The 22,056-nt window shown below is 60.5% G+C and carries 19 protein-coding genes; 11 read left to right on the top strand and 8 right to left on the bottom strand.

Annotation, left to right across the window (positions count from 1 at the left end; all coding sequences use genetic code 11):
- Position 1: 1 nt before the first annotated feature.
- On the bottom strand, positions 2 to 793 hold the full coding sequence (locus LK12_RS17215; RefSeq protein WP_052223534.1) for an SDR family NAD(P)-dependent oxidoreductase: 792 nt from the start codon (positions 791 to 793) through the stop codon (positions 2 to 4).
- A 242-nt stretch (positions 794 to 1,035) separates the two neighbouring features.
- On the opposite strand from LK12_RS17215, the gene LK12_RS17220 reads away from it, so the two are divergent.
- From LK12_RS17220 to LK12_RS17235, 4 genes are all read left to right on the top strand, one after another.
- Positions 1,036 to 2,757, top strand: a complete 1,722-nt coding sequence (locus LK12_RS17220) for an MFS transporter (protein ID WP_231568397.1) — start codon at positions 1,036 to 1,038, stop codon at positions 2,755 to 2,757.
- Between the two features lie 445 nt (positions 2,758 to 3,202).
- Positions 3,203 to 5,446: a TonB-dependent receptor gene (locus LK12_RS17225; protein WP_039286578.1), complete on the top strand. Its 2,244-nt coding sequence runs from the start codon at positions 3,203 to 3,205 to the stop codon at positions 5,444 to 5,446.
- A gap of 152 nt (positions 5,447 to 5,598) precedes the next feature.
- The gene (locus LK12_RS17230; RefSeq protein ID WP_052223535.1) at positions 5,599 to 6,546 is read left to right on the top strand and encodes an alpha/beta hydrolase family protein; all 948 of its coding nucleotides are present in this window, start codon (positions 5,599 to 5,601) and stop codon (positions 6,544 to 6,546) included.
- Positions 6,547 to 6,607: 61 nt separating this feature from the next.
- Positions 6,608 to 8,257 carry a tannase/feruloyl esterase family alpha/beta hydrolase gene (locus LK12_RS17235; protein WP_052223536.1) on the top strand — a complete coding sequence of 550 codons (1,650 nt, stop codon included), beginning with the start codon at positions 6,608 to 6,610 and terminating at the stop codon, positions 8,255 to 8,257.
- Here the strand turns inward: LK12_RS17235 and LK12_RS24970 are convergent.
- Positions 8,252 to 8,539 carry a hypothetical protein gene (locus tag LK12_RS24970; protein ID WP_197063574.1) on the bottom strand — a complete coding sequence of 96 codons (288 nt, stop codon included), beginning with the start codon at positions 8,537 to 8,539 and terminating at the stop codon, positions 8,252 to 8,254. The two genes, LK12_RS17235 and LK12_RS24970, sit on opposite strands and share 6 nt — an antisense overlap.
- Here LK12_RS24970 and LK12_RS17240 point away from each other — a divergent pair.
- From LK12_RS17240 to LK12_RS17250, 3 genes are read left to right on the top strand one after another with little or no spacing between them, the layout of a single operon-like run.
- Entirely contained in the window at positions 8,532 to 9,953 is a 1,422-nt protein-coding gene (locus LK12_RS17240; protein WP_052223537.1) for an aldehyde dehydrogenase family protein, read from the top strand. The two genes, LK12_RS24970 and LK12_RS17240, sit on opposite strands and share 8 nt — an antisense overlap.
- Before the next feature lie 38 nt (positions 9,954 to 9,991).
- On the top strand, positions 9,992 to 10,537 hold the full coding sequence (locus LK12_RS17245; RefSeq protein ID WP_039286580.1) for a UGSC family (seleno)protein: 546 nt from the start codon (positions 9,992 to 9,994) through the stop codon (positions 10,535 to 10,537).
- Positions 10,534 to 11,868, top strand: a complete 1,335-nt coding sequence (locus tag LK12_RS17250; protein ID WP_197063575.1) for a hypothetical protein — start codon at positions 10,534 to 10,536, stop codon at positions 11,866 to 11,868. The genes LK12_RS17245 and LK12_RS17250 overlap by 4 nt, the downstream gene beginning before the upstream one ends.
- Positions 11,869 to 11,960: 92 nt before the next feature.
- Here the strand turns inward: LK12_RS17250 and LK12_RS17255 are convergent, their stop codons facing one another.
- The 5 genes from LK12_RS17255 to LK12_RS17275 form a co-directional block, all read right to left on the bottom strand.
- Entirely contained in the window at positions 11,961 to 13,490 is a 1,530-nt protein-coding gene (locus tag LK12_RS17255) for a carboxylesterase/lipase family protein (RefSeq protein ID WP_039286582.1), read from the bottom strand.
- Positions 13,491 to 13,647: 157 nt separating this feature from the next.
- Complete coding sequence (locus LK12_RS17260) at positions 13,648 to 15,090, bottom strand: aldehyde dehydrogenase family protein (RefSeq protein ID WP_039286584.1); 1,443 nt, start codon at positions 15,088 to 15,090, stop codon at positions 13,648 to 13,650.
- Between the two features lie 64 nt (positions 15,091 to 15,154).
- Positions 15,155 to 16,198, bottom strand: a complete 1,044-nt coding sequence (gene dmpG, locus LK12_RS17265) for a 4-hydroxy-2-oxovalerate aldolase (protein WP_039286586.1) — start codon at positions 16,196 to 16,198, stop codon at positions 15,155 to 15,157.
- Positions 16,195 to 17,139: an acetaldehyde dehydrogenase (acetylating) gene (locus LK12_RS17270; protein WP_039286588.1), complete on the bottom strand. Its 945-nt coding sequence runs from the start codon at positions 17,137 to 17,139 to the stop codon at positions 16,195 to 16,197. Before LK12_RS17270 ends, dmpG begins: the two co-directional genes overlap by 4 nt.
- Positions 17,140 to 17,148: 9 nt before the next feature.
- Positions 17,149 to 17,937 (bottom strand): fumarylacetoacetate hydrolase family protein, encoded by a 789-nt coding sequence (locus tag LK12_RS17275; protein WP_039286589.1) that lies wholly within the window; start codon positions 17,935 to 17,937, stop codon positions 17,149 to 17,151.
- 157 nt (positions 17,938 to 18,094) lie between these two features.
- Here LK12_RS17275 and LK12_RS17280 point away from each other — a divergent pair, with 157 nt between their 5' ends.
- The 4 genes from LK12_RS17280 to LK12_RS17295 all read left to right on the top strand — a co-directional run bounded on the left by LK12_RS17280 (position 18,095) and on the right by LK12_RS17295 (position 21,159).
- Complete coding sequence (locus LK12_RS17280) at positions 18,095 to 18,856, top strand: IclR family transcriptional regulator (protein ID WP_231568398.1); 762 nt, start codon at positions 18,095 to 18,097, stop codon at positions 18,854 to 18,856.
- Positions 18,857 to 18,883: 27 nt separating this feature from the next.
- The gene (locus tag LK12_RS17285; protein ID WP_156135534.1) at positions 18,884 to 19,660 is read left to right on the top strand and encodes a hypothetical protein; all 777 of its coding nucleotides are present in this window, start codon (positions 18,884 to 18,886) and stop codon (positions 19,658 to 19,660) included.
- Between the two features lie 67 nt (positions 19,661 to 19,727).
- The gene (locus tag LK12_RS17290; RefSeq protein WP_039286593.1) at positions 19,728 to 20,372 is read left to right on the top strand and encodes a hypothetical protein; all 645 of its coding nucleotides are present in this window, start codon (positions 19,728 to 19,730) and stop codon (positions 20,370 to 20,372) included.
- 82 nt (positions 20,373 to 20,454) lie between these two features.
- The gene (locus tag LK12_RS17295) at positions 20,455 to 21,159 is read left to right on the top strand and encodes a carboxymuconolactone decarboxylase family protein (protein ID WP_039286595.1); all 705 of its coding nucleotides are present in this window, start codon (positions 20,455 to 20,457) and stop codon (positions 21,157 to 21,159) included.
- Positions 21,160 to 21,212: 53 nt separating this feature from the next.
- On the opposite strand, the gene LK12_RS17300 is transcribed toward LK12_RS17295, so the two are convergent.
- Entirely contained in the window at positions 21,213 to 21,689 is a 477-nt protein-coding gene (locus LK12_RS17300) for a nuclear transport factor 2 family protein (RefSeq protein ID WP_156135535.1), read from the bottom strand.
- Positions 21,690 to 22,056 lie beyond the last annotated feature (367 nt).

Genomic DNA, 22,056 nt, shown 5'->3' on the forward strand with positions numbered 1-22,056 from the left:
CCTAGAGCGAGCTGAGGAGATGTCCGCCATCGACGACCAGCACGCTGCCTGTCATGTAGCGCGATGCGTCCGATGCGAGCAGGAGCAGCGCCCCGTCGAGATCGGGCTGTTCGCCCAGGCGGCGTTGGGGGATGCGGCGCAGCATGGCCTTGCCTGCGTCGCTCTCGAAGAATTCCTGGTTCAGCTCGGTCGAGATGTAGCCCGGCGCGATGGCATTGACACGGATCCCGAAGCGCGCGACTTCAAGAGCCAGGGACTTGGTCATCTGGATCGTGCCGGATTTCGATACCGCGTAGGGCAAGACTGACCCTGCCTGCCTTACCCCCAGGATCGACGCGATGTTGATGATTGATCCTTCGCGCCCATACACGCGCATCTGGCGTGCCGCGGCCTGCGCTGTGAAGAACATGCCCTTGAGGTTGGTGTTGATTACCGCATCCCAATCTTCCTCACTGACGTCGAGCGCAGCGGCGGATCGGGCGATGCCGGCGTTGTTGACGAGGATGTCCAGTGCGGGGAGCTGTGTCAGCGCTTCATCGATGGCGGCCTTGTTGCAAATGTCGAGCGCAAGTGTGGTGGCCCGGCCGCCCTCGCGCAGGATGGCCTCGGCTGTCGCTTCCAGCTTCTTTACCCGGCGTGCAGCGAGGACGACTTGAGCGCCGGCCCGTGCCAGTGTACTTGCAAAACCGGCTCCAAGGCCAGACGATGCCCCGGTAACCAGCGCGACTTTACCGTTCAGTTCCTCCAAGCGTATTCTCCCCACTTCGGCGATCTCCGCCGCTGCGGGCTTCATGGCGTAAGATAGTGTTGTGATGCACGTCAGTTGCGGGCGAGGTCGCCGAGAATTTCATGCGCGATGTGTGGCTTGGAATCAAAAACGCATATGCAATACGAACGGCCACAAGTGGGAAGTCTGCACGTCAGCGCCGATGTAGAGCTAACAGATGCAAAAATTTTCATAAAAAGGTCGGGCCGTTCGCCCGATTGCGGGTGAGTGTTGGACAGCTTAAGCACTAGAAAAGGCCTCCATCATCGGTGGGTTTCGATGTGACCTCTGGGCAGGAAGAGAAGCAGGGGCGCATGCGTCAGCCGCCGGAAGGTGATGAACGGCGGGGCGGTGCTCTGGTCCCCTTGAGCGAGCCAGTGTTCCGCCGGATCTGGTCGGCAAGTCTGCTGAGCAATTTCGGACAACTCATCTTCGGGGTCGGGGCAGCTTGGGAGATGACGCGCCTGAGTGACTCGTCGAGCCTCGTGGCCAGCGTCCAGACAGCGATGATGATCCCGATCATGATCGTGACGCTCCCTGCAGGTGCGCTTTCCGACATGTTCGACCGGCGCAAGCTGGCAATGATCGGACTTGTGGTCTCGTCCGTCTCGGCCGCGATTCTCTCGCTCGTCAGTTATACCGGAGTTACCACCCCGGCTGCATTGCTGGCAGCGTGCGTGATGATCGGCATCGGAACCGCGATCTTCTCGCCTGCCTGGCAGTCTTCCATTTCGGAGCAGGTCTCGCGCGAGAACCTTCCTGCTGCGATTAGCCTGACATCGATCAGCTACAATATCGCGCGCAGTTTCGGGCCTGCCATTGGTGGTGCGATCATAGTGGCATGGGGCGCCAAGGCGGTGTTTGTCTTCACGTCGCTCTTCTATGTGCCGCTATTTCTTGCATTCCTGACCTGGAAGCGCGAGACTACGCTTTCTCGTTTGCCGCCCGAACGGATCGATCGTGCGATCTATTCGGGATTGCGTTATTCCATTCATTCTCCCGGTGTCCGGGCAGTGCTCTTGCGTGCCTTCGCCTTTGGGTTTGCTACGAACGCGGTCATCCAGGCAATGCTGCCGCTGGTGGTGAAAGATATCCTCGGAGGAAGCGCCTTCGTGCTGGGCGTTCTGCTAGGCGCCCAGGGTATCGGTGCAATAGGTGGCGCCATGTTCGTCAGCCGGATCAGTGAGCGATATGAGAATGAGAAAGCCATACGGGCACTGGTGGTATTGGCAGGGCTGGTCATCATCGGGGTCGGCCTCAGCCCTTGGCTTGTTCTCACCACCGTGCTCATCTTCATGTTTGGGATTTTCTATATCCTAATTGCCGCGCTGATGAATGTGACGATCCAGATGTCTGCGCCAAGATGGGTGGTGGCGCGCCTGCTTTCGCTGTTTTCCTCTGCCATGACAGGGGGGATCGCGATCGGTGCCCTGACATGGGGGGCGCTGGCCGACAGACTCGGCGTTGGCCCTGCCTTCGCCATCGCGGGTATCTGTTCGATCGCCAGCATGGCCATCGGTTTCCGGTTCCGGTTGCCCAATATCGGCGAAGAGTCCAATGACGAGATCGAGCCGCGCGGAGCCATGAATGTGGGCATGTCAATCACGCGACGTTCCGGGCCGGTCGTCATCGAGGTTACTTACAAGGTCGATCCTGACCTGGCCCGTGAGTTTTACAAGGCAATGAACAAGTTGCGTCGCGCGCGCTTGAGAATCGGAGCGTTCAACTGGTCGCTTTCTCGCAACATCGCCGAGCCACGTGTGTGGCTGGAGCGATACCAGTGCCCCACTTGGGGTGATTATCTGCGCATGCGTGATCGTTACAGTTTGGCTGACATGCAGTTGCAGGACGATGTCAACGCGATCTGCATTGATGGGCAATCACATGCGTCGCGATGGCTCGAACGCCCCTATGGTTCGGTACGTGCAAGCGAAGAAATCGTTGATAACGATATCAATGTCATCGAATCAGGACGCCCCTTGGGGACATGATCGCTAGTTATGTCATCTGAAGTCGTCGCTTTGCCAGCCGGCTGTGAAGGTGCGCGCCTGGAGGCCTTAATCAAGCTGCGGGATTGTTGATGCCATTGATCCCTGTCCCGCGTGTTGGCTCAAGGACTGCACGAACCATCTTCGCATATGTGATGAAAATTATTGCACGCCGCCCACGTCTGCGATTGTGCGCAATCCGATGTCGATCGATATTGTGCGAAATGAAATGAGAGAGCTACTGGGCTCAAGGGTAGTGGATAGCTTTCTGGAAGAACTGGAAGCTCTTCTTACCGTCGCAAAAACATGGTTTGGGAGATGGGAAGAGATGTCGACATTCAGGGCATCGGGTTCGATTGGCGCAATCGCATGGGCAATGGCAATATCCTCGCCTGTCTGTGCGCAATCAACGAACAACAATAACTCCGGACAGATTGAGGAAATCATCGTGACCGCGCAAAAGCGCGAGCAGAGCCTGCAGGATGTGCCGGTCGCCATCACCGCCCTGTCGCAGACCGCGCTGCAGACCAACCGCATCACTTCGATCAACGATCTCGGCTCGATCGCGCCGAACGTCACCTTCATGGCCAACCGCTCGAACAACGCGCCGCAGATCGTGATGCGTGGCGAACTGGTAACCGCGCCATTCCCCGGTCAGGATACTGCGCTGCCGATCTATCTAGATGGTGTGTGGCTTGGCGGTACGTTGGGCACGGCGCTGGAACTTCCCGACATTGAGCGTATCGAAGTTCTGCGTGGTCCCCAGGGGACCCTGTTCGGCCGCAACTCGACGGCCGGTGCGATCAGCATCATTACCGCCGATCCGGCAGGTGAATTTGATGCGCGCAGCACTATCAGCGTGGGCAACTACGACCAGTTCCGTACCTCGACCCGCATCGATACGCCGCAGTTCGGCCCGTTCAGCGCATCCATCAGCTATACCCACAACGAACGTCGTGGTGATGTGCGCAACCTTGGCGCGGGGACAGTCTGGGATCGCACTTCCGACATCAGTGGTCAGGGCGTGGCGGTCTCTCCAGAGTGGCTGGGCAGCTCGAACAAGGAAAGCGTCTTTGCTCAGCTGAAATTCGAGCCCAGCGATTCGTTCAAGATGGTCTACAAGTTCGACTGGATGGACAGCGAGTTCACGCCGGAAGCGAACGGTATCCTGCAGTTCACGCCTGAATCGATGGGTTCGCCCTTCGGTGACCTGATCGCTTCGATGTATGCGGATAACCCGTTCCCGCTGTCCGGCCTGCATCGTCCCGATGCCATCAATGCCGATTGGGCGACGCTTTCCAAGCAGCGCGCACATGGCCATAACCTGACGGCCACGTACGACATCACCGACCAGCTTTCGATCAAGAACGTGTTCGGCCTGCGCAAGAACAGCCTCTATTCGAACTTCGCGCAGGGCATGGGTGGCCTCAAGGTCAACGCTGCTTACGCCGGCTTCCTCGAATTGATCTCAGGCGTCCCTGCCGGTACGTTCGACAGCCTGATCGGCGAATCCTATCGTATCTTCGATGCTAGCGTGGTTTCAACCGCCAAGCAGTGGTCGGACGAATTGCAGATCAACTACAGCTCCGACTTGGTGACTGTGACGGCCGGTGCGCTCTATGTTCATGTCCGCACCACGTTTGGTGGCGAACCGGGGCAGGCTTCTACCCAGGCTCTGGCGATCATTCCGGGCGGCGTAATTCCGCAGGGCCCGCTTGCCGATGCAACCAACCGCGCGCTCAACAAGTCGCTCGCCGGCTACACTCAGGTCGAATTGCATGCGACCGATAGCCTGGACCTGATTGGTGGAATCCGTCTGACCAACGACAAGAAGTCAACATCGACCGATGGTGTGACGGCCAATACTTCGAAGTATTCCGACACGCGTCTTTCATACTCGCTGGGTGTCAACTACAAGATCAACCCAGACGTTCTCGTCTATGGCAAGTATGCCAATGCCTATGTCTCGGGCGGCAATCTCAGCGGCTTGGACTTTGCGCCGACCGTTGTCGACTCCTGGGAACTGGGCTTCAAGGGGGATCTGCTTGACCGCCGTGTCCGCCTGAACGTCGCCCTGTTTAAGGCCGATTACACCGACGAACAGTTCGCGACCGCGTGCTTCAACATCGGCATTACCACCGGCGTGACCTGCATCGGTTCGGCGGGCGATCTCAAGACCAAGGGCTTTGAAGGCGAAATTACCGCCACTCCGCTCGAAGGCCTGACGCTCAACGGCTCGGTCGGCTACACCGACATGAAGCTGAAGAACATCAATCCGCTGCTCACCGCTTCCGGCCCCTATGTGCTGGCGCGTCGCCCGGACTGGACGGCCAACCTTGGTGCGACCTATGAAACGCTACCGCTGTTCGATGACACGACGCTGATGTTCCGCCTTTCCGGCACGTATCACAGTGCCTACAACAACTTCGAATATCAGCCGATCCCCGCAGCGTATCAGGGTGTGGCCACGACACCGTCCGAATGGGTGGTCAATGCCCGGGCAACCTTGCGCAACATCGCGCTTGGCGATCACACCGTCGATGTCTCGGCATGGGTGATGAACCTTGGCGATGCGGATGGTCCCGTAGCACCGGGCGGCATCAGCTTCTCCACGCCGAACACGCCGTTGTTCGCAGTGGGAAGCTATACTCCGGCCAGGACTTTCGGCGTCGATTTGACCTTCAACTATTGAAACCGGGTTTGCGGATCGCAAACCATTGGGTTTAGCAAATCGGGCGAGATCCGGGTGCGGATTCGATATCACTCGACCGGGAACGGCAGGCAGCAAATTTTTCGCATCCTTTTCGGATGGATGCACGTACAGGCCGCTAAAAAGGAACTGAGATGAAGCCGATGGAAGTATCGACATTCGGAAGCTTCATGGTCGGTGGAAGGCTCGAAAAGGCTGTTATCAGGACTACCATGTCCGCGACCGAAGGGTTTCCCGGGACAATCTGGGTGGACCAGATGTATGTCCAGTTCGTCAAGCCGGCCAAGCAGAAGTTCAAGTACCCGGTCGTGTTTGTTCATGGTGGCGGATGTACGGGTAAATGCTTCGAGACCAAGCCCGACGGTAATGAGGGCTGGGCCAATTACTTCGTGCGAGCCGGTTTCGATACGTACTGGGTCGACAAACCTTGGCGCGGACGGTCGGGTTTCAACCCGACGGCGATCAACCGCGCGGCGCTTGAGGGCGACGCTTCGTTGATCCCGGAGATTCATAGCCCGGCTTGTACGGAAGTGCTGGAAGCGGGAAGCTGGGGCTTCGGCACGCTCACGACCAAGGAAGACATCTTGATCGGTATCAAGGATACCGTACCGGACTTCACTCTCGCGCTGCCCGGTAATCACGGTATCAGTGCTGGTGGTCCGGTCGTTGATGAAGCGTTGGTAGCGTTGCTGGAGAGGATCGGTCCGGCCATCCTGATCGGCCACTCCCAGGGCGGCGGAGAGGTTTTCGCTCCGCTGCGTCTGCGGCCCGACCTCGTGGCGGCTGTCATCGGCGTGGAGCCTGCGGCGCCGCCCACGGATAATTTCGAGGCCTATGTCGATGCGCCCGTCTTGTGCATCTGGGCGGAAGAACGCAACGCCATCCCCGGTGCCATGATGAGCAATGCCGAGCAGGATCGTGCCATGGCCGAGGGCATCAATGCAGCGGGCGGGCATGCCGAAGTCAAGGTGCTGACGGCGCTGGGCTTCGAGGGCAATGGCCACATGATGCTGCAGAACTCAAACAGTGACGAGATCGCGCAATTGATGGTCGACTGGATCACGGACAACGCGAACGGCTGAAGGTCGCGGGAAGCCGTAACGGCGGTCGCCGCGATTTCGCTTACGCAGGAGGAAAGACGAATTGCTCAAGGGTGAGATTCGCCACATCGACTGGCAGAACTGGATGTCCATGGAAGGCGTTGGTGAGGTGGCTGGCGTCGCCGAGCGATGCACCATTGATTTCCTGCAGCCGGTGCTATCGCAGCTAGGCGCGTTTGAAGTCATGTCGGCCAGGATCAATCGCGATGGCGAATATCAGCCGCCGTTCTACTGGACGGCGCCGATAAACAACCTGACCCTGCCCAAGCCCCCGCCATACAAGGAACTGCCGGACTTCTGCGAAGTTCAGGTCCGCTACGAAACGCCGGGAGGCCACGAAGCGCATATCTACGTCTGGGCGCCGCTCGTCTGGAACGGGCGCTACCTTGGCACCGCAGGGGGATCCAGCCAGACTGTCTATTGGCGCGAGCCGCCATGGCCGGGCCGCAATCCGCGCCTGTCGCACGCTATCCGCAATGGCTTCGCTTCGGCGACGACCGATGGTGGAAACCGCGATGCGCGCTTTTTCGACTGGGCGATCGTTCCAGGCGAGGATTCGCTGAACGAGGACCTGATCCTGAGCTGGGCCTATCGGGCGACCCACGAGATGACCAAAGTGGCAAAGGCGGTCATCGAGGCTCTATATGGTGAGCCGCCGGCCTACTCTTACCTTGCAGGCTGTTCCGGTGGTGGCCGCATGACGCTTTCACAGGCGCAACATCACCCTGACGACTACGATGGCTTCTGGGCCGCCGATCCCGCCGTACACTGGGGCAGGACCATCGCTTCTGGCATTTGGCCGGCCCTTGTCATGAAAGAACGGGGCGTGGCTTTGGCGGACGCAAAGCTTGACGCCTTCCGCGACGGGGCTGCGGCATCGTGCCCTGATCGGAGCCTGGCTGATGGGATCGCTGGACCTTTCGATCGCTGCACCTTCGACCCTCGGTCCATCGTCGGTAACGAGACCGAAGCGGGGACCATCACCGAGGCAGATGCTGCAGTCATGCAGGAAATCTGGGATGGGCCGCGCCGGCCCGACGGTACGCCCTTGTGGTTCGGCTTGCGCCCTGGCGTGCAAAGTTGGGGGATGGACGGGCTGTGCAGGACGGAGACGCGCGATGGCAAACTTGTGCCCGTTCCGTTCGAACTGGCTTTCGCCCAATTGCGTTGGTCTGCGCACGATGAAGCGCTCGACTGGGATTCGCTGACGTTCGAGCGCTATGCCGAGCTGTTCGAGAGTGGGCTGGCGGAAGTCGCGCCCGCAGCGGGCAACGATCCGGATCTTTCCGGGCTGGCGGCAAGTGGCGCAAAACTGTTGCTGACCCAGGGTGCTGATGACGACATTCTGCCATCGCAAGGGTGCATCAGCTACTACGAGAGCGTTCTGGCCAAGATGGGCGGCCATGCGGCGACCGTTCCATTCGCGCGGTTCTTTCTGACCGAGGGGGATGGCCATGCTTTCTGCATCAATCGCGGGCCTGGCCTTACCAACGCATCAGCGATGATTGCGCTGATGGAGTGGGTTGAGCAGGACAAGGCTCCCGCAATGATCGTGGCCGAGCGGTTTGACCGGGACAGTTTTGAACGTATTGCTACGCGCCCGGCATATCTGTATCCCTGCATGCCGGTTTATCGCGGTGAGGGCGACCCCAATGAGGCCGAAAGCTTCACGTCGTCTTGCGCGGTTTCATGACGAAGCAGCAATCAGGATGGTGATTTCCGGATCGCCTTTATGATTTCTGAAATTGCGCCCGATATCCGCGACTTGTTCCGGATTTTTCGCTAAGATGCGACTGGTCGGTGCAGGAGCGGTTTGCGCCAGGCCATTGCGCGATGCGCCAATTCCAGAAAGAACAGGACTGATGCCCCGCGCCAGAAGTCCGCAAGAACAATGGTGGATATCTATGTTGGGAGCAGGGCCTGAGGCCGCATTTGCATCCGTAGCTGAGCATCGGTGGGAAACGCGGTTGCTCATCGACGGCCAACTCGTCGATGGCGAAGGAGAAACGCTTATCGCGCAATCCCCTTCGACCGAGGACGTCCTCACCCAGGTACGCGGGGCATCATTGCAGCAGGTGGCCCAGGCCACGCAGGCCGCCCGTCGGGCCTTCGCAACCACCGAATGGTCGCGTAATGGCGAAATCCGCAAGGCGGCACTTCATCGCCTAGCCGACTTGTTCGAAGAAAACGCGCAAGAGATGACAGATTCGATCATCGAGGATGTCGGGGCAGTCGTGTCTGTGGCAGGTCCGCTCCAGCTGGGGCAGGGCATTCGCTTCCTGCGCTGGAATGCTGACATGGCGACGAAGGACCGTACCAGCCGTCCCGAAGATACCGCGCCGCCGATGCCAAGCGCCAGCCTTGTCAGGAAGGTGCCTGCCGGTGTCGTAGCTGCCATCGCACCCTACAACTACCCGATCTTCATGGCCGCGGCCAAGCTTGGTGCCGCGTTGGCGGCCGGCTGCACGGTGGTGCTGCTGCCGTCGGCGCAGACCATGCTCTCCACCCTGATCCTTGGCCGTCTGGTGCGCGAGGCAGGCTTCCCAGACGGCGTTGTCAACGTACTGGCAGGCGGCGTCGATGTGGCGCAGGCCCTGTGCCAGAGTGGTGAGGTGGACCGGATCACCTTCACCGGATCCACGCCGATCGGCAGGATCGTGATGGCGCAGGCCGCTTCCAGCCTGAAGGGCGTGGTACTGGAGCTAGGTGGCAAGTCGGCTGCGATCGTCCTGCCGGATGCCGACCTCGAACGGATCATCCAGCCGCTGCACTATCGCTATATCCGCAATTCGGGGCAGGCGTGCCAGGCTTCGACGCGGCTGCTGGTGCCCGAGGCGCTCAAGGACCGCTTTATCGAGCTGACGCGGCGCATGTACGAGACCGTCGTCGTGGGCGATCCGCGCAGCGAGAGCAGCGTGATGGGGCCGGTAATCTCGGCGGCCCACCGCGACAAGATCGAAGCCTACGTCGAATCCGCCCTTGCCGAAGGTGGTTACATCATCGCGGGTGGCGGTCGTCCGCCCATCGACAAGGGTTTCTATGTCAACCCGACCCTTATCGGCGGTGTGACCAATGACGCCAAGGTCTGCCGCGAGGAGATCTTCGGTCCAGTCGCTGCTGTCATGTTCTATGCCACGGTCGAGGAAGCGATTGCAATCGCCAACGAAACGGAGATGGGGCTGGCAGGATCGGTGTGGGGTTCCGATCTTGATACCTGCATCGACGTTGCCAGGCAGATCAAGGCCGGCACCGTGACGATCAATGGCGGTGGCCCGATCCGGTGCGATGTGCCGATCTGCGGCTGGAAGCAAAGCGGTATTGGCCGCGAATTCGGTGAAGACGGTATCGAGGCCTTTTTCGAGACCCAGCATATCCAGTGGGCGCTCTGAATGGTGCAATGGCAAAACAAGAACAGGAGCGAAACGCGATGACCAAGGGCTATGTGCTTGATCCGGTGGTACGCCTCAAGGCTCCCGACAATCCGGCCGGTCCCCCGCTTGGCCCGCTCAGCGGTAAGGTGCTGGGTCTGCGTCGGGATATCTACTGGACCAGCTGGGACGCAGTGACCGACGAATGGGCCAAACTGGCTGAGCGCGATGGCGCCGAGGTGCGCTACTGGCGCCATTATGCTCCCACGGGCAGGCAGATGGAGCAGATGCTCTCCGAGCTTGATCAGTTCCTTTCCGAAGTGGATGGCGTGGTGGTCGGCCTGTCCAATTGCGGCGCGTGCAGCCAGTGGGTGATACACGACGCCTTGCGCGCGCTCGACAAGGATATTCCGACGGTCGTGGTCTCGACTGACCAGTTCGTGGAGTTCAATCAGCTTCTTGCGAACCAGGGCGGGCGCGACGAAATCCGCATCGCACCGTTGCCGTACCCGCTTGAAGGTCTGCCCGAGGAGAAGATCAGGCAGATCGCGCGCGATAACTATGAATCCATGCTCAGCTATCTGGGCGCAGAGGTCTATGCATGAGCAAGTTGCCTGATTTTTCCAGTGAGCGGATCGAAGTGGATCTGGACGCGCATGCCTTCAACCGCGAGGCGTGGGAGATCGGCTGGGGTGATGGTCTGCCCTTGCTTCCGCCTACGCCCGAGGTCGTGGCACGTTATATCGATGCAGCAGGTATTTCCGCCGATACTGTTGTGTGTAACGTCCCGCCGCGTTTTAGCGATTGCACGGTAGAGAATGTTGCGATCAATGCGGCCATGACCGGGGCGCCCGAAGCGGCGATGCCCCTGCTCATCGCAGCACTGCGTGCGATGGGCGATGGCGATTTCGCGCTTTCCAGCGTGAATTCGACGACTGCGCCGGTGGTTGAGGGCCTGATTGTCAACGGTCCGATGCGCCATGAACTTGGCTTGCCGATGTCCCATAGTGTGTTTGGCGGTATGCGCAGCACTGCTCCTGCGATAGGGCGCACACTGCGTCTGATCATGCGCCATGTTGGCGGACAGGAAGGCGGTACGACTTCCCAATCGGTCTTCGGCCAACCCGCGCGAGTGTGCGGAATGGTAATGGGCGAATGGGAGGAAAAATCTCCCTGGGCTCCATTCGCGGAACGTCGCGGGGTTTCCGGCGATGCCGTCACCGTGATACCGATGATGGGCACGGCCAATATCGTTGATACCTTCGCCGATACGGCCGATGCAATCCTCACCATGCTGGCGCGTTCGATCGCTTACATGGGCGCGAATGCTTTTTTGGCGGTCACGCGCTTTTCCGATTTCACGATCGCGCTCAACCCGGTCTGGGCCACGATCGTGGCGAACGAGCACCCCGATATCACCGAAGTCGAACAGCTCATCTGGCAAAAGGCCGGGCTTTCGCTGGATGAATTCCCGCCCGTCTACGCCAAGAGTATTGCCCATCGTGCTGACGAGAAGGGCTTCGTGCAACTGCTCCAGGCTCCGACGGACCTCAACATCATAGTGTGCGGTTCCGAAGGATCGCTGCACTCGGCAATGCTGCCTGGCTTCTCGCACTCTCTGGCGGTTACCCGGCCTGTCGACACTTTTGGCGCTGCAGCACAGCGGCCCATGCTGGACAAGGCTCAGTTGGAGCAGGCGATCAGCGGCTTCAGTGCAGGGCTTGTCGCCGAGGGCTACAACGTGATCACCACGCCGCTCGAAGGCGGGCGGGTCTCGGTTGAGATTCAGCCCATCGGGGATGTGTGCCCGACGTGTCTTGCTCCCGCGCAGATCATGGGGCCGATGGCTGCTCTCGCGATACGCAAGGCGGGGATCGAGATTGCTGACAGCGATGTGGAAATGATCTATCCCGCAGCGGCCGAAATCGGCCACTAGTCGCTATTGCCGCCGCCCGGTACCCTGGCTTGACCGGGCTTGAAAAAAAACGCCCCTTGCCAATTTCGTGGCAAGGGGCGTTTTCTTGGGCATCAGCGCAGGTTTTCCCACGCTTTGTCGATCGCCGGAGGGCAAGCCGGCACCATTTGCGAATCATAGTCGAAGCGCAGCGCCTGGCGGTTATCAGCCGTGAACTGCCTCCATCCCGGTACGCAGCCACCGTTCGGATTGCCCGAACGCGCGAAATTCACGAAGGCATCGCGCACTTGCTGCTGGCCCGACTTGGCCACCACCTCGTTCGGCCCGAAGACCGCGGCAATGGTCTTCGTGTCGAAGTTGAGGAAGTCGCTGAACAACCATGCCGGTGTGCCGCCACCCGCGAACTTCGCCTCGGCCATCCGTACGTGGGGGAGCCACCAGTCCTGATCGGTCATCATGTCCGCGAACAGGGTGGAGGGCGTCGCGCCGGGATAGCTTTCGCGATAGGCTGCGATCACCGCATCGGTATTGTCGGTCAGGTAGGGACGGGCCTCGCGAGCGATATCCTCAAAAGTGAGCTTGCCGAAATTGGCAGGGGCCTTGAGCATCGGCAGCCAGTGATCGTAGCGCGCCGCGCCAAGCATGAGCGCAACATTCGATGACGCTCCGGCAGCCACGGCATCGATCGGACGGGCAGGCAGGCTGTCCCCGTCGAAGGAAGGGGCAAGGTGATCGTAGTAGATGTACCCTGGCACGCCCCATTCGGGATCGGGCAGAGACTGTTTCGACATCTCCTGCAATTCATAGATGAGCTTTGCAGAGTTGATGTCCTGCAGCGCGGCGATATCGCCGTTTGCGATGCCCAGGTGACGCAGGAACTGATCGGTGTGCCGATGTGCGGATTCGCGCGAATTGCGCTTCCACAAGTCGTGACCGGCAATGATTGCAGCCTTGTGGAATAGCCCCTCGAACGCGGGCATCGCCAAGGCATGCGAAACTTTCGCACCGCCGCCGGAAACGCCGAAAATGGTGACGTTTGAAGGATCGCCACCGAAGTTGGCGATATTGTCGCGCACCCATTTGAGTGCTTCGGCGAGGTCGAGCATGCCAACATTGGCGGCGTCAGCATATTCGGGGCCGAATTCCTCGCCCAGCGCGAGGTAGCCGAACAGGCTCAGGCGATGATTCATGCTGACGACGACCACATCGCCATCGGCAACGAGTTCGCCGGGGCCGGATTCGACATCGCCGAAGACAATGCCCGAGCCGCCATACCAGGCACCGCCGTGGAACCACACCATGACCGGGCGCGAGCCTTCGACGGAGGGCGTCCAGACGTTGACCCGGAGGCAGTCCTCCGAAATCGTGCCGGGCAGCAGACCGGGAAGCTGCGGGCACATCGGGCCATATTCGCTCGCGTCAAGCACGCCCGTCCAGGGTTCGCGCGGTTTGGGCGGAAGGAAGCGGTTGGTGCCGCCGGTCGTGGCACCATAGGGTATGCCGCGATAGGCATTGACGCCATTTGCGGCGACCAGGCCCTGCACGCGCCCCAGGGTCGTCTCTACAACCGGCGTCAGCGGTGGGTTGGGCGCTGGCGGAAATACCTGGGTGACACCAAGAAGCGGATTTGCATCTGCGCTCATCGCGACATTCGCCTTTCAATCATTTCAAAAAGGTGGTCGAGCGAAAGCTCTATCACCGGCAATGCCCCGTCCTTGCGAAAGGTACGGGGCAGCCGCGGCTCGATCGCCGGGAAGGGAAAGGGCAGGGCGACCGGATGCCGTCCTGCCTTGCTGGCCGTTACGCGATGGTGACGGCGGGTTCCTTGCGCGTGTTGATGGTCTGGAGGTTGGTGAACTCGGCCAGACCCTCATGAGCATTGGTCACGCCGATGCCCGACTGCTTGTGCCCCCCGAAGCTGGCGAAGGGCGAGAAGGTGTGGATTTCGTTGATCCAGATGACACCGGCCTCGATGCGCTCGCCGATGGCCTTGGCCTTTGTCCAGTCCGACGACCATACCGATGCGGCAAGCCCCATGTCGGTGTCGTTCGCGCGGGCGATCACGTCCTCGATGTCGGTGAAGCGCATCAGCGGCAGAACCGGGCCGAATGCCTCTTCCTTGACCACGCGCGCATCCTCAGGCGGGTTGTCGTAGATCGTCACCGGCACGAAGTAGCCAGCGCCCTCGGGGACTTCGCCGCCCAGCACGGCCTCGTACCCGTTGGCCTTCGCATCGGCGAGCAGGTCCTTCACCTTCTCGAACTGCATCTTGTTCTGGATTGGTCCGAGCTGCACACCCTGCTGCGAACCGTCCCCCATTTTCACGGTGCGCGCATATTCAACCAGTTCGTCGCGCAGTTCATCGTAGATGTCGTCATGGATGTAGAGGCGCTTGGCTGCGCAGCAGAACTGCGCACTGTTCTGGAAGGCGGCCCAGAAAAGTTCCTTGGCCATCTGCTTTGGATCGACATCGGGCAGCACGATTGCCGGATCGTTGCCGCCCAGTTCCAGCGTGATGCCCTTGAGATTGGATGAGGCCGACTGCATCACCTTCTTGCCCGTCTCGGTCGAGCCGGTGAAGCTGATCTTGGCAATATCGGGATGTCCGGTCATCCAGGCGCCAAGGTCGTTGCCGCCCGAAACCACGTTGAGCACGCCGTCGGGCAGGACACCGCGCAGCATCTCGCCGATCTTGAGCGTGCACAGGGGCGTATAGGGCGAGGGCTTGAGCACCATCGTGTTGCCGGCCACCAGCGCTGGCGCGATCTTCCAGATCGCCAGCAGGATCGGGAAATTCCACGGCGTGATCGCACCGACGACGCCTACCGGCACATGGCGCATCTCGACCGTGCGGTGCTCGTCTTCCTCGATGATGCGCACGGGCAGCGACTGGGTGGCGATGCCGCCGCACCAGGCGATCGAGCCGCCGATTTCCCAGTCGGCACCGGCCTTGGCCTTACCCTGCTCCAGCGTCAGCAGGCGCGAGAGTTCCTCGGCGTGTTCCTGCATCACTTCACCGATCTTCGCGACCAGCGCCTGGCGCTCCTCAACCGGGCGCGCGGCCCAGGCCGGGAAAGCCGCCTTGGCGGAGGCGACCGCTGCGTCAAGCTGCTCGCGGCTCGCATCGGGAACATGGGCGATCACTGCCTCGGTCGCCGGGTTGTGGGCCTCGATCGTAGCAGCGGCCGTCTCGGCCTTGCCGTCAATCGTCATCGTATAATCGTTGAACAGATCCAATGCCATTTCATATCTCCCAGTATTTTCAATCTGCCCGGCGTACTTGTGGACCAACACGCCGGGTGGAAGCTCATTGCGTTTCGCGTTCCTTGATCATGTCGAGAGCGACATCGACGATCATGTCTTCCTGGCCGCCGACCATTTTGCGGCGGCCGAGCTCGACGAGGATGGCGCGGGTGTCGATGCCGTATTCCTGTGCGGCCTTTTCGGCGTGGCGCAGGAAGCTGGAATAGACGCCGGCATAGCCCAGCGCCAGTGTTTCGCGGTCGACGCGCACCGGGCGGTCCTGCAGCGGGCGGACGAGATCCTCGGCCGCATCCATCAGCGCCATGACGTCGCAGCCATGGTTCCAGCCTTTGCGGTCGGCGGCTGCGATGAACACTTCAAGCGGTGCGTTGCCAGCGCCAGCGCCCATACCCGCAAGGCTGGCATCGATACGCACTGCACCGCATTGCGCTGCCACGATCGAATTAGCGACGCCCAGGCCAAGGTTATGATGCGCGTGCATACCGCGCTGCGTTTCCGGCTGGAGTACCCGGTCATACGCTTCAAGACGCTCGCGCACCCCGTCCATGTCGAGCGCGCCGCCGCTGTCCGTCACGTAGACGCACTGCGCGCCATAGCTTTCCATCAGCACAGCCTGCTGCGCCAGCACCTCGGGCTCGATCATGTGGCTCATCATCAGGAAGCCCGAAACGTCCATGCCCAGATCGCGGGCAATTCCGATATGCTGCTTCGAAACGTCCGCCTCGGTGCAATGGGTCGCCACGCGCACCGAGCGCACGCCCAGGTCATAGGCGCGCTTGAGTTCCTCGACTGTGCCAACGCCAGGCAGGATCAGCGTGGTCAGCACGCTGTTCTCCAGCACTTCGGCCACCGCTTCCAGCCATTCCCAGTCGGTATGCGCGCCAAAGCCATAGTTGAAGCTCATGCCCGACAGGCCATCGCCATGGGCGACCTCGATCGCGTCCACGCCCGCCTTGTCGAGCGCGCCGGCAATCGCGCGCACATGGTCGAGACCGTACATGTGCTTGATCGCATGCATGCCATCGCGCAAGGTCACGTCCTGGATATAGAGCTTCTCGCCCGCGGCGACATCGAACTTGGCCATCATGCATTCTCCCTGGCGGCCATACGCCGCTCGGCCAGCAGTTCGCCGGTTGCCTTGGCGGCGGCGGTCATGATGTCGAGGTTGCCGGAATAGCTGGGCAGGTAGTCGCCCGCGCCTTCGACCTCGAGCATGATCATGGTCTTGAGGCCGGTGAACTCGCCGCGCCCCGGGATCTTGAGCTTGTTGTTGTCGCCGAAGCGCTCGAACTGCACTTCCTGCTTGAGCCGGTAGCCGGGCACGTACTTCTGCACTTCGGCGACCATGTCCTTGACCGACTGGCGTATCATGTCCTCGTCCGCCCCTTCGGACAGGGTGAAGACGGTGTCGCGCATGATCATCGGCGGCTCGGCCGGGTTGAGGATGATGATCGCCTTGCCCTTTTCGGCGCCGCCCACCTTCTCGATCGCGTTGGCGGTCGTGCGGGTGAACTCGTCGATGTTGGCGCGCGTGCCCGGGCCTGCCGAGCGCGAGGATACCGAGGCCACGATCTCGGCATAAGGAACGCGGCTGGCAACGCGGCTGACCGCGGCGACCATCGGGATCGTCGCCTGCCCGCCACACGTCACCATGTTGACATTGGGTGCATCGAGATTGGCGTGCATGTTGACCGGCGGCACGGTGAAGGGCCCGATCGCGGCGGGCGTCAGGTCAACGACCTGGATGCCGTCGGCGCGCAGGGCCTCGTCGTGCACCTTGTGGGCATAGGCGCTGGTGGCATCGAAGGCGATGCCGATCTCGCCGTAGCAAGGCATCGCCTTGAGGCCCTCGATCCCCTCGTGCGTTGTGGCGATGCCGTGTTCACGGGCCATCGCCAGGCCTTCGGAATTCGCATCGATGCCGACCACGACGGCCAGTTCCATGTTCTGCGGATACTTGATCATCTTCATCATCAGGTCGGTGCCGATATTGCCCGAACCGATGATCGCCGCTTTTACGCGTGCCATAGTTTCACCTCACACAAAATTCGCGGTGCACGAACCGATAGGACCGTTCGCGTCACTCAGGATCATTTCGAAGCAGTCGCCCGCCTGTGCAGGGGCCAACGGCACCAGACTGCCCGACAGGATCACGTCGCCGGCATCCAGGCTCACGCCGTAAGCACCCAGAGTGTTCGCCAGCCACGCTACCGCCTGCGCCGGGTCTCCCTGCACGGCATGGCCATAGCCTTCCGACAACGGCTCGCCGTTCTTGGTCACCGCGACATGCAGGTTCGGCAGGTCGAGGCCCGCCGGATCGAGGCGCTCCTTGCCCAGAACGTAAACGCCGCAGGACGCATTGTCGGAAACCGTGTCGACAATCGCGATTTTCCAATCCTGTATGCGCGAGTCCACGATCTCGAAGCACGGCGCGATACTTTCCGTCGCCGCCAGAACATCGGCCGGCGTCACGCCCGGGCCTTTCAGCCCTTCCTTCAGGATAAAGGCGATTTCCGCTTCCGCGCGCGGCGCGATCAGCTTCTTGGCTTCGACGTCGATGTCGCCTTCCACGAACATCCAGTCGGTCAGAAAGCCAAAGTCAGGCTGGTGCACCCCCAGCATGTCTTGCACCGCCTTGCTCGTCACACCGATCTTCTTGCCAACAACGCGCTCACCATCCGCTTCCCGGCGAGCCAGAAAGCCCAGGCTGATCGCATAGGCATCGTCCACCGTCAGCGAGTCGCATTGCTCGACCAGCGGTGCGATTGATCGCCGATCACGCAGTGCGCTGTAGAGAGCAGCCGAAAAATCTTCGCGGGTATTCATGGAGTTAAGTCTATCCTCTCGTCCGGTCGACGTTGCCGGCTCGAGTCACAGGTTGGCCGATTTCGTAGGATGTTGCCAATCTGAGAGGATGCAGAACTCTTGTATTTCGGGAGATTAATGGTAAACAAAGGGCATGGTCACGCTGCCTTCTTCTACGTTGGCGAAGGGTTTGCGCCTGCTTAAGGCGATCGCGCTTGACGAAGGGCGCACGAGCTTGACTGGCGTTGCGGCTGCGTCGGATATTCCGCTCGCGACCGCTCACCGCCTGGCCTTGAGCCTGCAGAACGAAGGCTTCATCGTCCCTATTCGCAAGGGGCATTACCGACTGGGCCCGGCGCTGCAGGGCATCGGCATCGGGGCGATGGATAGAGAGTCCGCCGCGGCGGCGTTCTTTCGCGCACCGCTCGCCAGGCTGGCGCGCCGATACCGCGCTTTCGGCCATTTCGGAACGCTCGAGGACGGGATGGTGACCTACCTCATCAAGGAAAACGGCACCGATAGCGAACTCTGGACGAAGGAGCGAAGTCAGCAGGAGGCCTATTGCTCTGCAATCGGCAAGTCGTTGTTGGCCTCGCTCCCCGGTGATCAGATCGAGAACTATCTGGCTGACGGCCCCTTCGTGGCGCTTACGCCCCATACCATTACAGGCGCAGATGAACTCCGGTTCGAACTCGAGACCGTTCGCAAGCAGGGATTCGCTCTGGATCGCAACGAGATACGCAAGGATCTGTTTTGCGTCGGGGTGCCGGTATTCGATGCGGCCGAGAGGATTGTCGGCGGACTTTCGGTGAGTTTCCTGTTGGGATCGCTCGATCGCGAGACAATCCGGCGCGTCGCGCGTTCGCTCAAGCGCATCGCCAGAGCTTATCGGTGCACGACCGAGGTCGGTGACGCGAAAGAACCCGTCGAAGATATGTGATCAACTTAATCGCATATGCAATGATATTTGCGGTCCGAATTCCTCATTGTGCTATTGTGTTTTGGGGTAGGCGAATGGTTTGAAGACGCCGGTTGTCCAGCTAGCGTCAAACACGCAATTAAAGCTTCGACCGCGCCGCGCGAGGTCGAGCAGGCAATCGGTCGTGATGGGAGAAGACCTGAGATGAGCGATACGGCGACCGCCGAGATCGAGCCCGAAGCAGCCGACCTGCTCGCGGAATTGCAGCAAAGGCTGGACGGGCCGGACGGCGAAGCCTGGAAAGTGACTCTTGCCCGTTTCGTACACAAGGCAAACCCCGCACCGCTGGAGCTCAAGGCCGAAACGTTCGCTGTCGGCGGCGATAGTAAGGAAGGCCTGATCGCTCGGCTGGAGAGCAGCCTTGATCTCTATCCCGAAGCGCGCGACCTTATACTCCAGCCCGGTTTTAAACTTGCCGACGCAGCACACGAAGTCTCGTTCGCGCGTTTTCGCATCATCGACATCTTTCAGGAGACACCGTGCTTGGGTGAAATCCTCGATGAAATGTACATGCACGGCAGAGGGGTAGTACCCTGCGAAGCGCAGGACGGCCCCTATTTCGCGCTTTCCGGCCTGGAGATCGCACCAGGCGAATCCTATTGCGTCGTCGGAAATCCGATCGCGGCCTCCGATGGCTGCCTGCGTGTATTCGTCGCCGGTTGCTATGAGTCCGGGCGGCGCTGGCTGCGGGCCGACACCAGGCCCGTACCGGATTACACCAACCCTTTCCGCATGCACGACCGGTTGATCTACCGTCTCGGCTGACATTTTTCCCGGCAGGCCGGCCTTGGGCCGTGGCTGCCACACAAGCCTGTTCCCCGAGGATGGATCAATGACAGATATCGTAACCAAGCAGATCGCAGGGATACTCTCGACGCTCGATTTTACACCCGAGACGATGATCCAGCGTCACTTGACGGGTCCGCACGCCGATGCGTGGAAGTCTGCCCTGCGCAAGCTTCTCGATGGAGAACCGGTCTGGGCGCATACCGCTCCCAATTTTCCGTTCGGAACCACGATCGAAGTCGGTGGGATGACGTCTGATCAGCTGATCGAGGCCATGCTTGCCCAAAAGATGGGGCCTTCGGGTTACGCCCGGCACCTGCTTGCCATCGCCAATGCCGAACCTGGCGAGGTGCACACGGCAAGCTTTGCCTATGCCAAGGTGAAGGACATCACCGAAAGCGGCCAGACAAGCGAATTGTTCGATCGGCAAAGGCTCAAGGCGCTGGGGCTGGAGTTGTGCCGTCCCTCCGATGTCGCCTACCTGCGCATTGCCCATCGCGACCAGCGGCCCGGCTCCTTTTACTTTGCCGCCATGCCGCCGATCACTCTTGAAGGTGGGCCTGCGCGCATCTTCAGCATCGGCAATGACATCGACGGCAGGACATGGTTGCACGCTGCAATTTGTGACGAAACCGATCCGGGCAGCCGCTGGCAAGCCGAGGACGGTTTCGTTTTCCGAGTCATACCCTGAGTATGGACTTTCAATCGGCCGTCTACCTGTGATCCTGGTCCGGACGACAAACCAACGCACGTGATCGAATGGCTGCACCGCAATGACAAGAATCCTCGCCAAGCTCGATACTTCCAAGCTTTCAGAGGAGGAACTGCGCGCTTTGGACCTGCTCCATGGCAAATGGAGCGGGGCAAAGCAGTTCGAGGCCATTCGTTCAGGCGTTGTCATGCCCAAGGTGCAGGTGGCCGGCGTGGGCGGGGCGGCTCTGCTCAGCCCATTGCTGGCCTGGGCCAGTGCAGCGCGCGGCATCGCGGCAATTCAGGGCCAACGCCTCGACCCGGGTTTCGGGCAGTACGAGCATCAATTGGCCTGCGTCGTGGTGGCGTTCGATACGGAATATTACGAGTTTGTCGGCGCGCACCTTCCCCTTGCGCTGGCCGCCGGCGTTCCCCTCGAGGCGATCGAGGCCTTATGGCAAGGCCGGGATGACATCGATCCGGCGGATCGGGCGATCGTCGACTATGTGCGCGGCGTCGTTTCTGGCACGGTAACCAACGACCAGTTCGCGGCCATCGCCGGCAGAATGTCCGACCGGGCCATCGTCGAATTCACGGCGCTTATCCTGAATATCCTGATGTCGATCCGCACGGCGCAGGCCTTTACCGATCAACGCGGCTTCAATAGGGACGACATCGAGGGCATGCTGGCCGCCGCCAGGGCGGGCGTGCTGCCGGAAGGGCGCCTCGAGGCATACGAAGGTTGGTTCTTTCATCCCGACCGCCATCTGGATGTGACGCCGGAGTGAGTTGGTGGCTGGCCAGCGATTTCCGCCGGCCAATGCACCGATACCACCTCTGATCAGTCTGTCTGCGGTTTCTCCAGGATCCGATCATTGCCTTCGGCGTAGAGGCGGGTCCACGTCCGCTCCGCAATACGCCACCCTTGGGCCGTGCGTACGAAACGATCGTCGTAGATGCCGGCGGATTGGTAGGCCGGTCCGCCGGGGTGCGTGCTGTGAATGAGGAGGATCCGTCCGTATGTGCGGCCCACGGCGCGATCTTCGTCCTCGAAGCGGATCACGATATTCGTCATGTGATGAAGGCTTGCTTCCAGGTGATCGTGTAAGGGCGCTATGGCGTCGATAATTTCGTCGCAGGTCTCGAAGACCCGCATGGGGGCAACTCCATCCCCGCTCTGCGTTCCGCTGCGATAGATGATCCTGCAGTCAGGGGTGAAGACGCGGTTTAACGCGGTCCATTCCTTGGCGTCGATCGCGGTCGAATAGAAGTGGACCAGATCGATGAGCTCCATTTCCTCGACAATTCGCCTGTTCACGTTTTGCCTCCCTCAATATTCTACTGTTATTTAGATGCTTCCCGGCATCGTTTCGGGCGTTGCTGCACGAAGAAGCGAGGGATGAACTTCCCAAGATCGCCTCTGCGGACAAGCATGTGGCAAGCTGTCGAATTTGCTTGGGCCGGGGGCAAACCTTGATTTCGAGGTCGGCTGCCACATCCCCAACCGGTCGCATAATTCGCCTTTCACAGCGAAAAATCCAATTTATCGGCGAGTTTGTTAAGTGAAATCCAAATGTTCTCATATGGAATTTGGGAAAAGAGCTGCTTTCTCATATGAGATATTCCGACCCACAAGTGTATTGTCATTGCCCAATTTTTACGGAAGGGATAGCTCCTTCCTCAAG

The organism is Novosphingobium malaysiense (genome assembly GCF_000802225.1).
GTDB classification, from domain to species: Bacteria; Pseudomonadota; Alphaproteobacteria; order Sphingomonadales; family Sphingomonadaceae; genus Novosphingobium; species Novosphingobium malaysiense.

Coding starts and splice junctions, on each gene's coding strand:
- LK12_RS17270 (WP_039286588.1), bottom strand. CDS start 17,139: ATGGCACGCGTAAAAGCGGCGATCATCGGTTCGGGCAATATCGGCACC.
- LK12_RS17290 (WP_039286593.1), top strand. CDS start 19,728: ATGACAGATATCGTAACCAAGCAGATCGCAGGGATACTCTCGACGCTC.
- LK12_RS17230 (WP_052223535.1), top strand. CDS start 5,599: ATGAAGCCGATGGAAGTATCGACATTCGGAAGCTTCATGGTCGGTGGA.
- LK12_RS17255 (WP_039286582.1), bottom strand. CDS start 13,490: ATGAGCGCAGATGCAAATCCGCTTCTTGGTGTCACCCAGGTATTTCCG.
- dmpG (WP_039286586.1), bottom strand. CDS start 16,198: ATGATGGCCAAGTTCGATGTCGCCGCGGGCGAGAAGCTCTATATCCAG.
- LK12_RS17275 (WP_039286589.1), bottom strand. CDS start 17,937: ATGAATACCCGCGAAGATTTTTCGGCTGCTCTCTACAGCGCACTGCGT.
- LK12_RS17215 (WP_052223534.1), bottom strand. CDS start 793: ATGAAGCCCGCAGCGGCGGAGATCGCCGAAGTGGGGAGAATACGCTTG.
- LK12_RS17250 (WP_197063575.1), top strand. CDS start 10,534: ATGAGCAAGTTGCCTGATTTTTCCAGTGAGCGGATCGAAGTGGATCTG.
- LK12_RS17245 (WP_039286580.1), top strand. CDS start 9,992: ATGACCAAGGGCTATGTGCTTGATCCGGTGGTACGCCTCAAGGCTCCC.
- LK12_RS17260 (WP_039286584.1), bottom strand. CDS start 15,090: ATGGCATTGGATCTGTTCAACGATTATACGATGACGATTGACGGCAAG.
- LK12_RS24970 (WP_197063574.1), bottom strand. CDS start 8,539: ATGAGCAACCGCGTTTCCCACCGATGCTCAGCTACGGATGCAAATGCG.
- LK12_RS17295 (WP_039286595.1), top strand. CDS start 20,455: ATGACAAGAATCCTCGCCAAGCTCGATACTTCCAAGCTTTCAGAGGAG.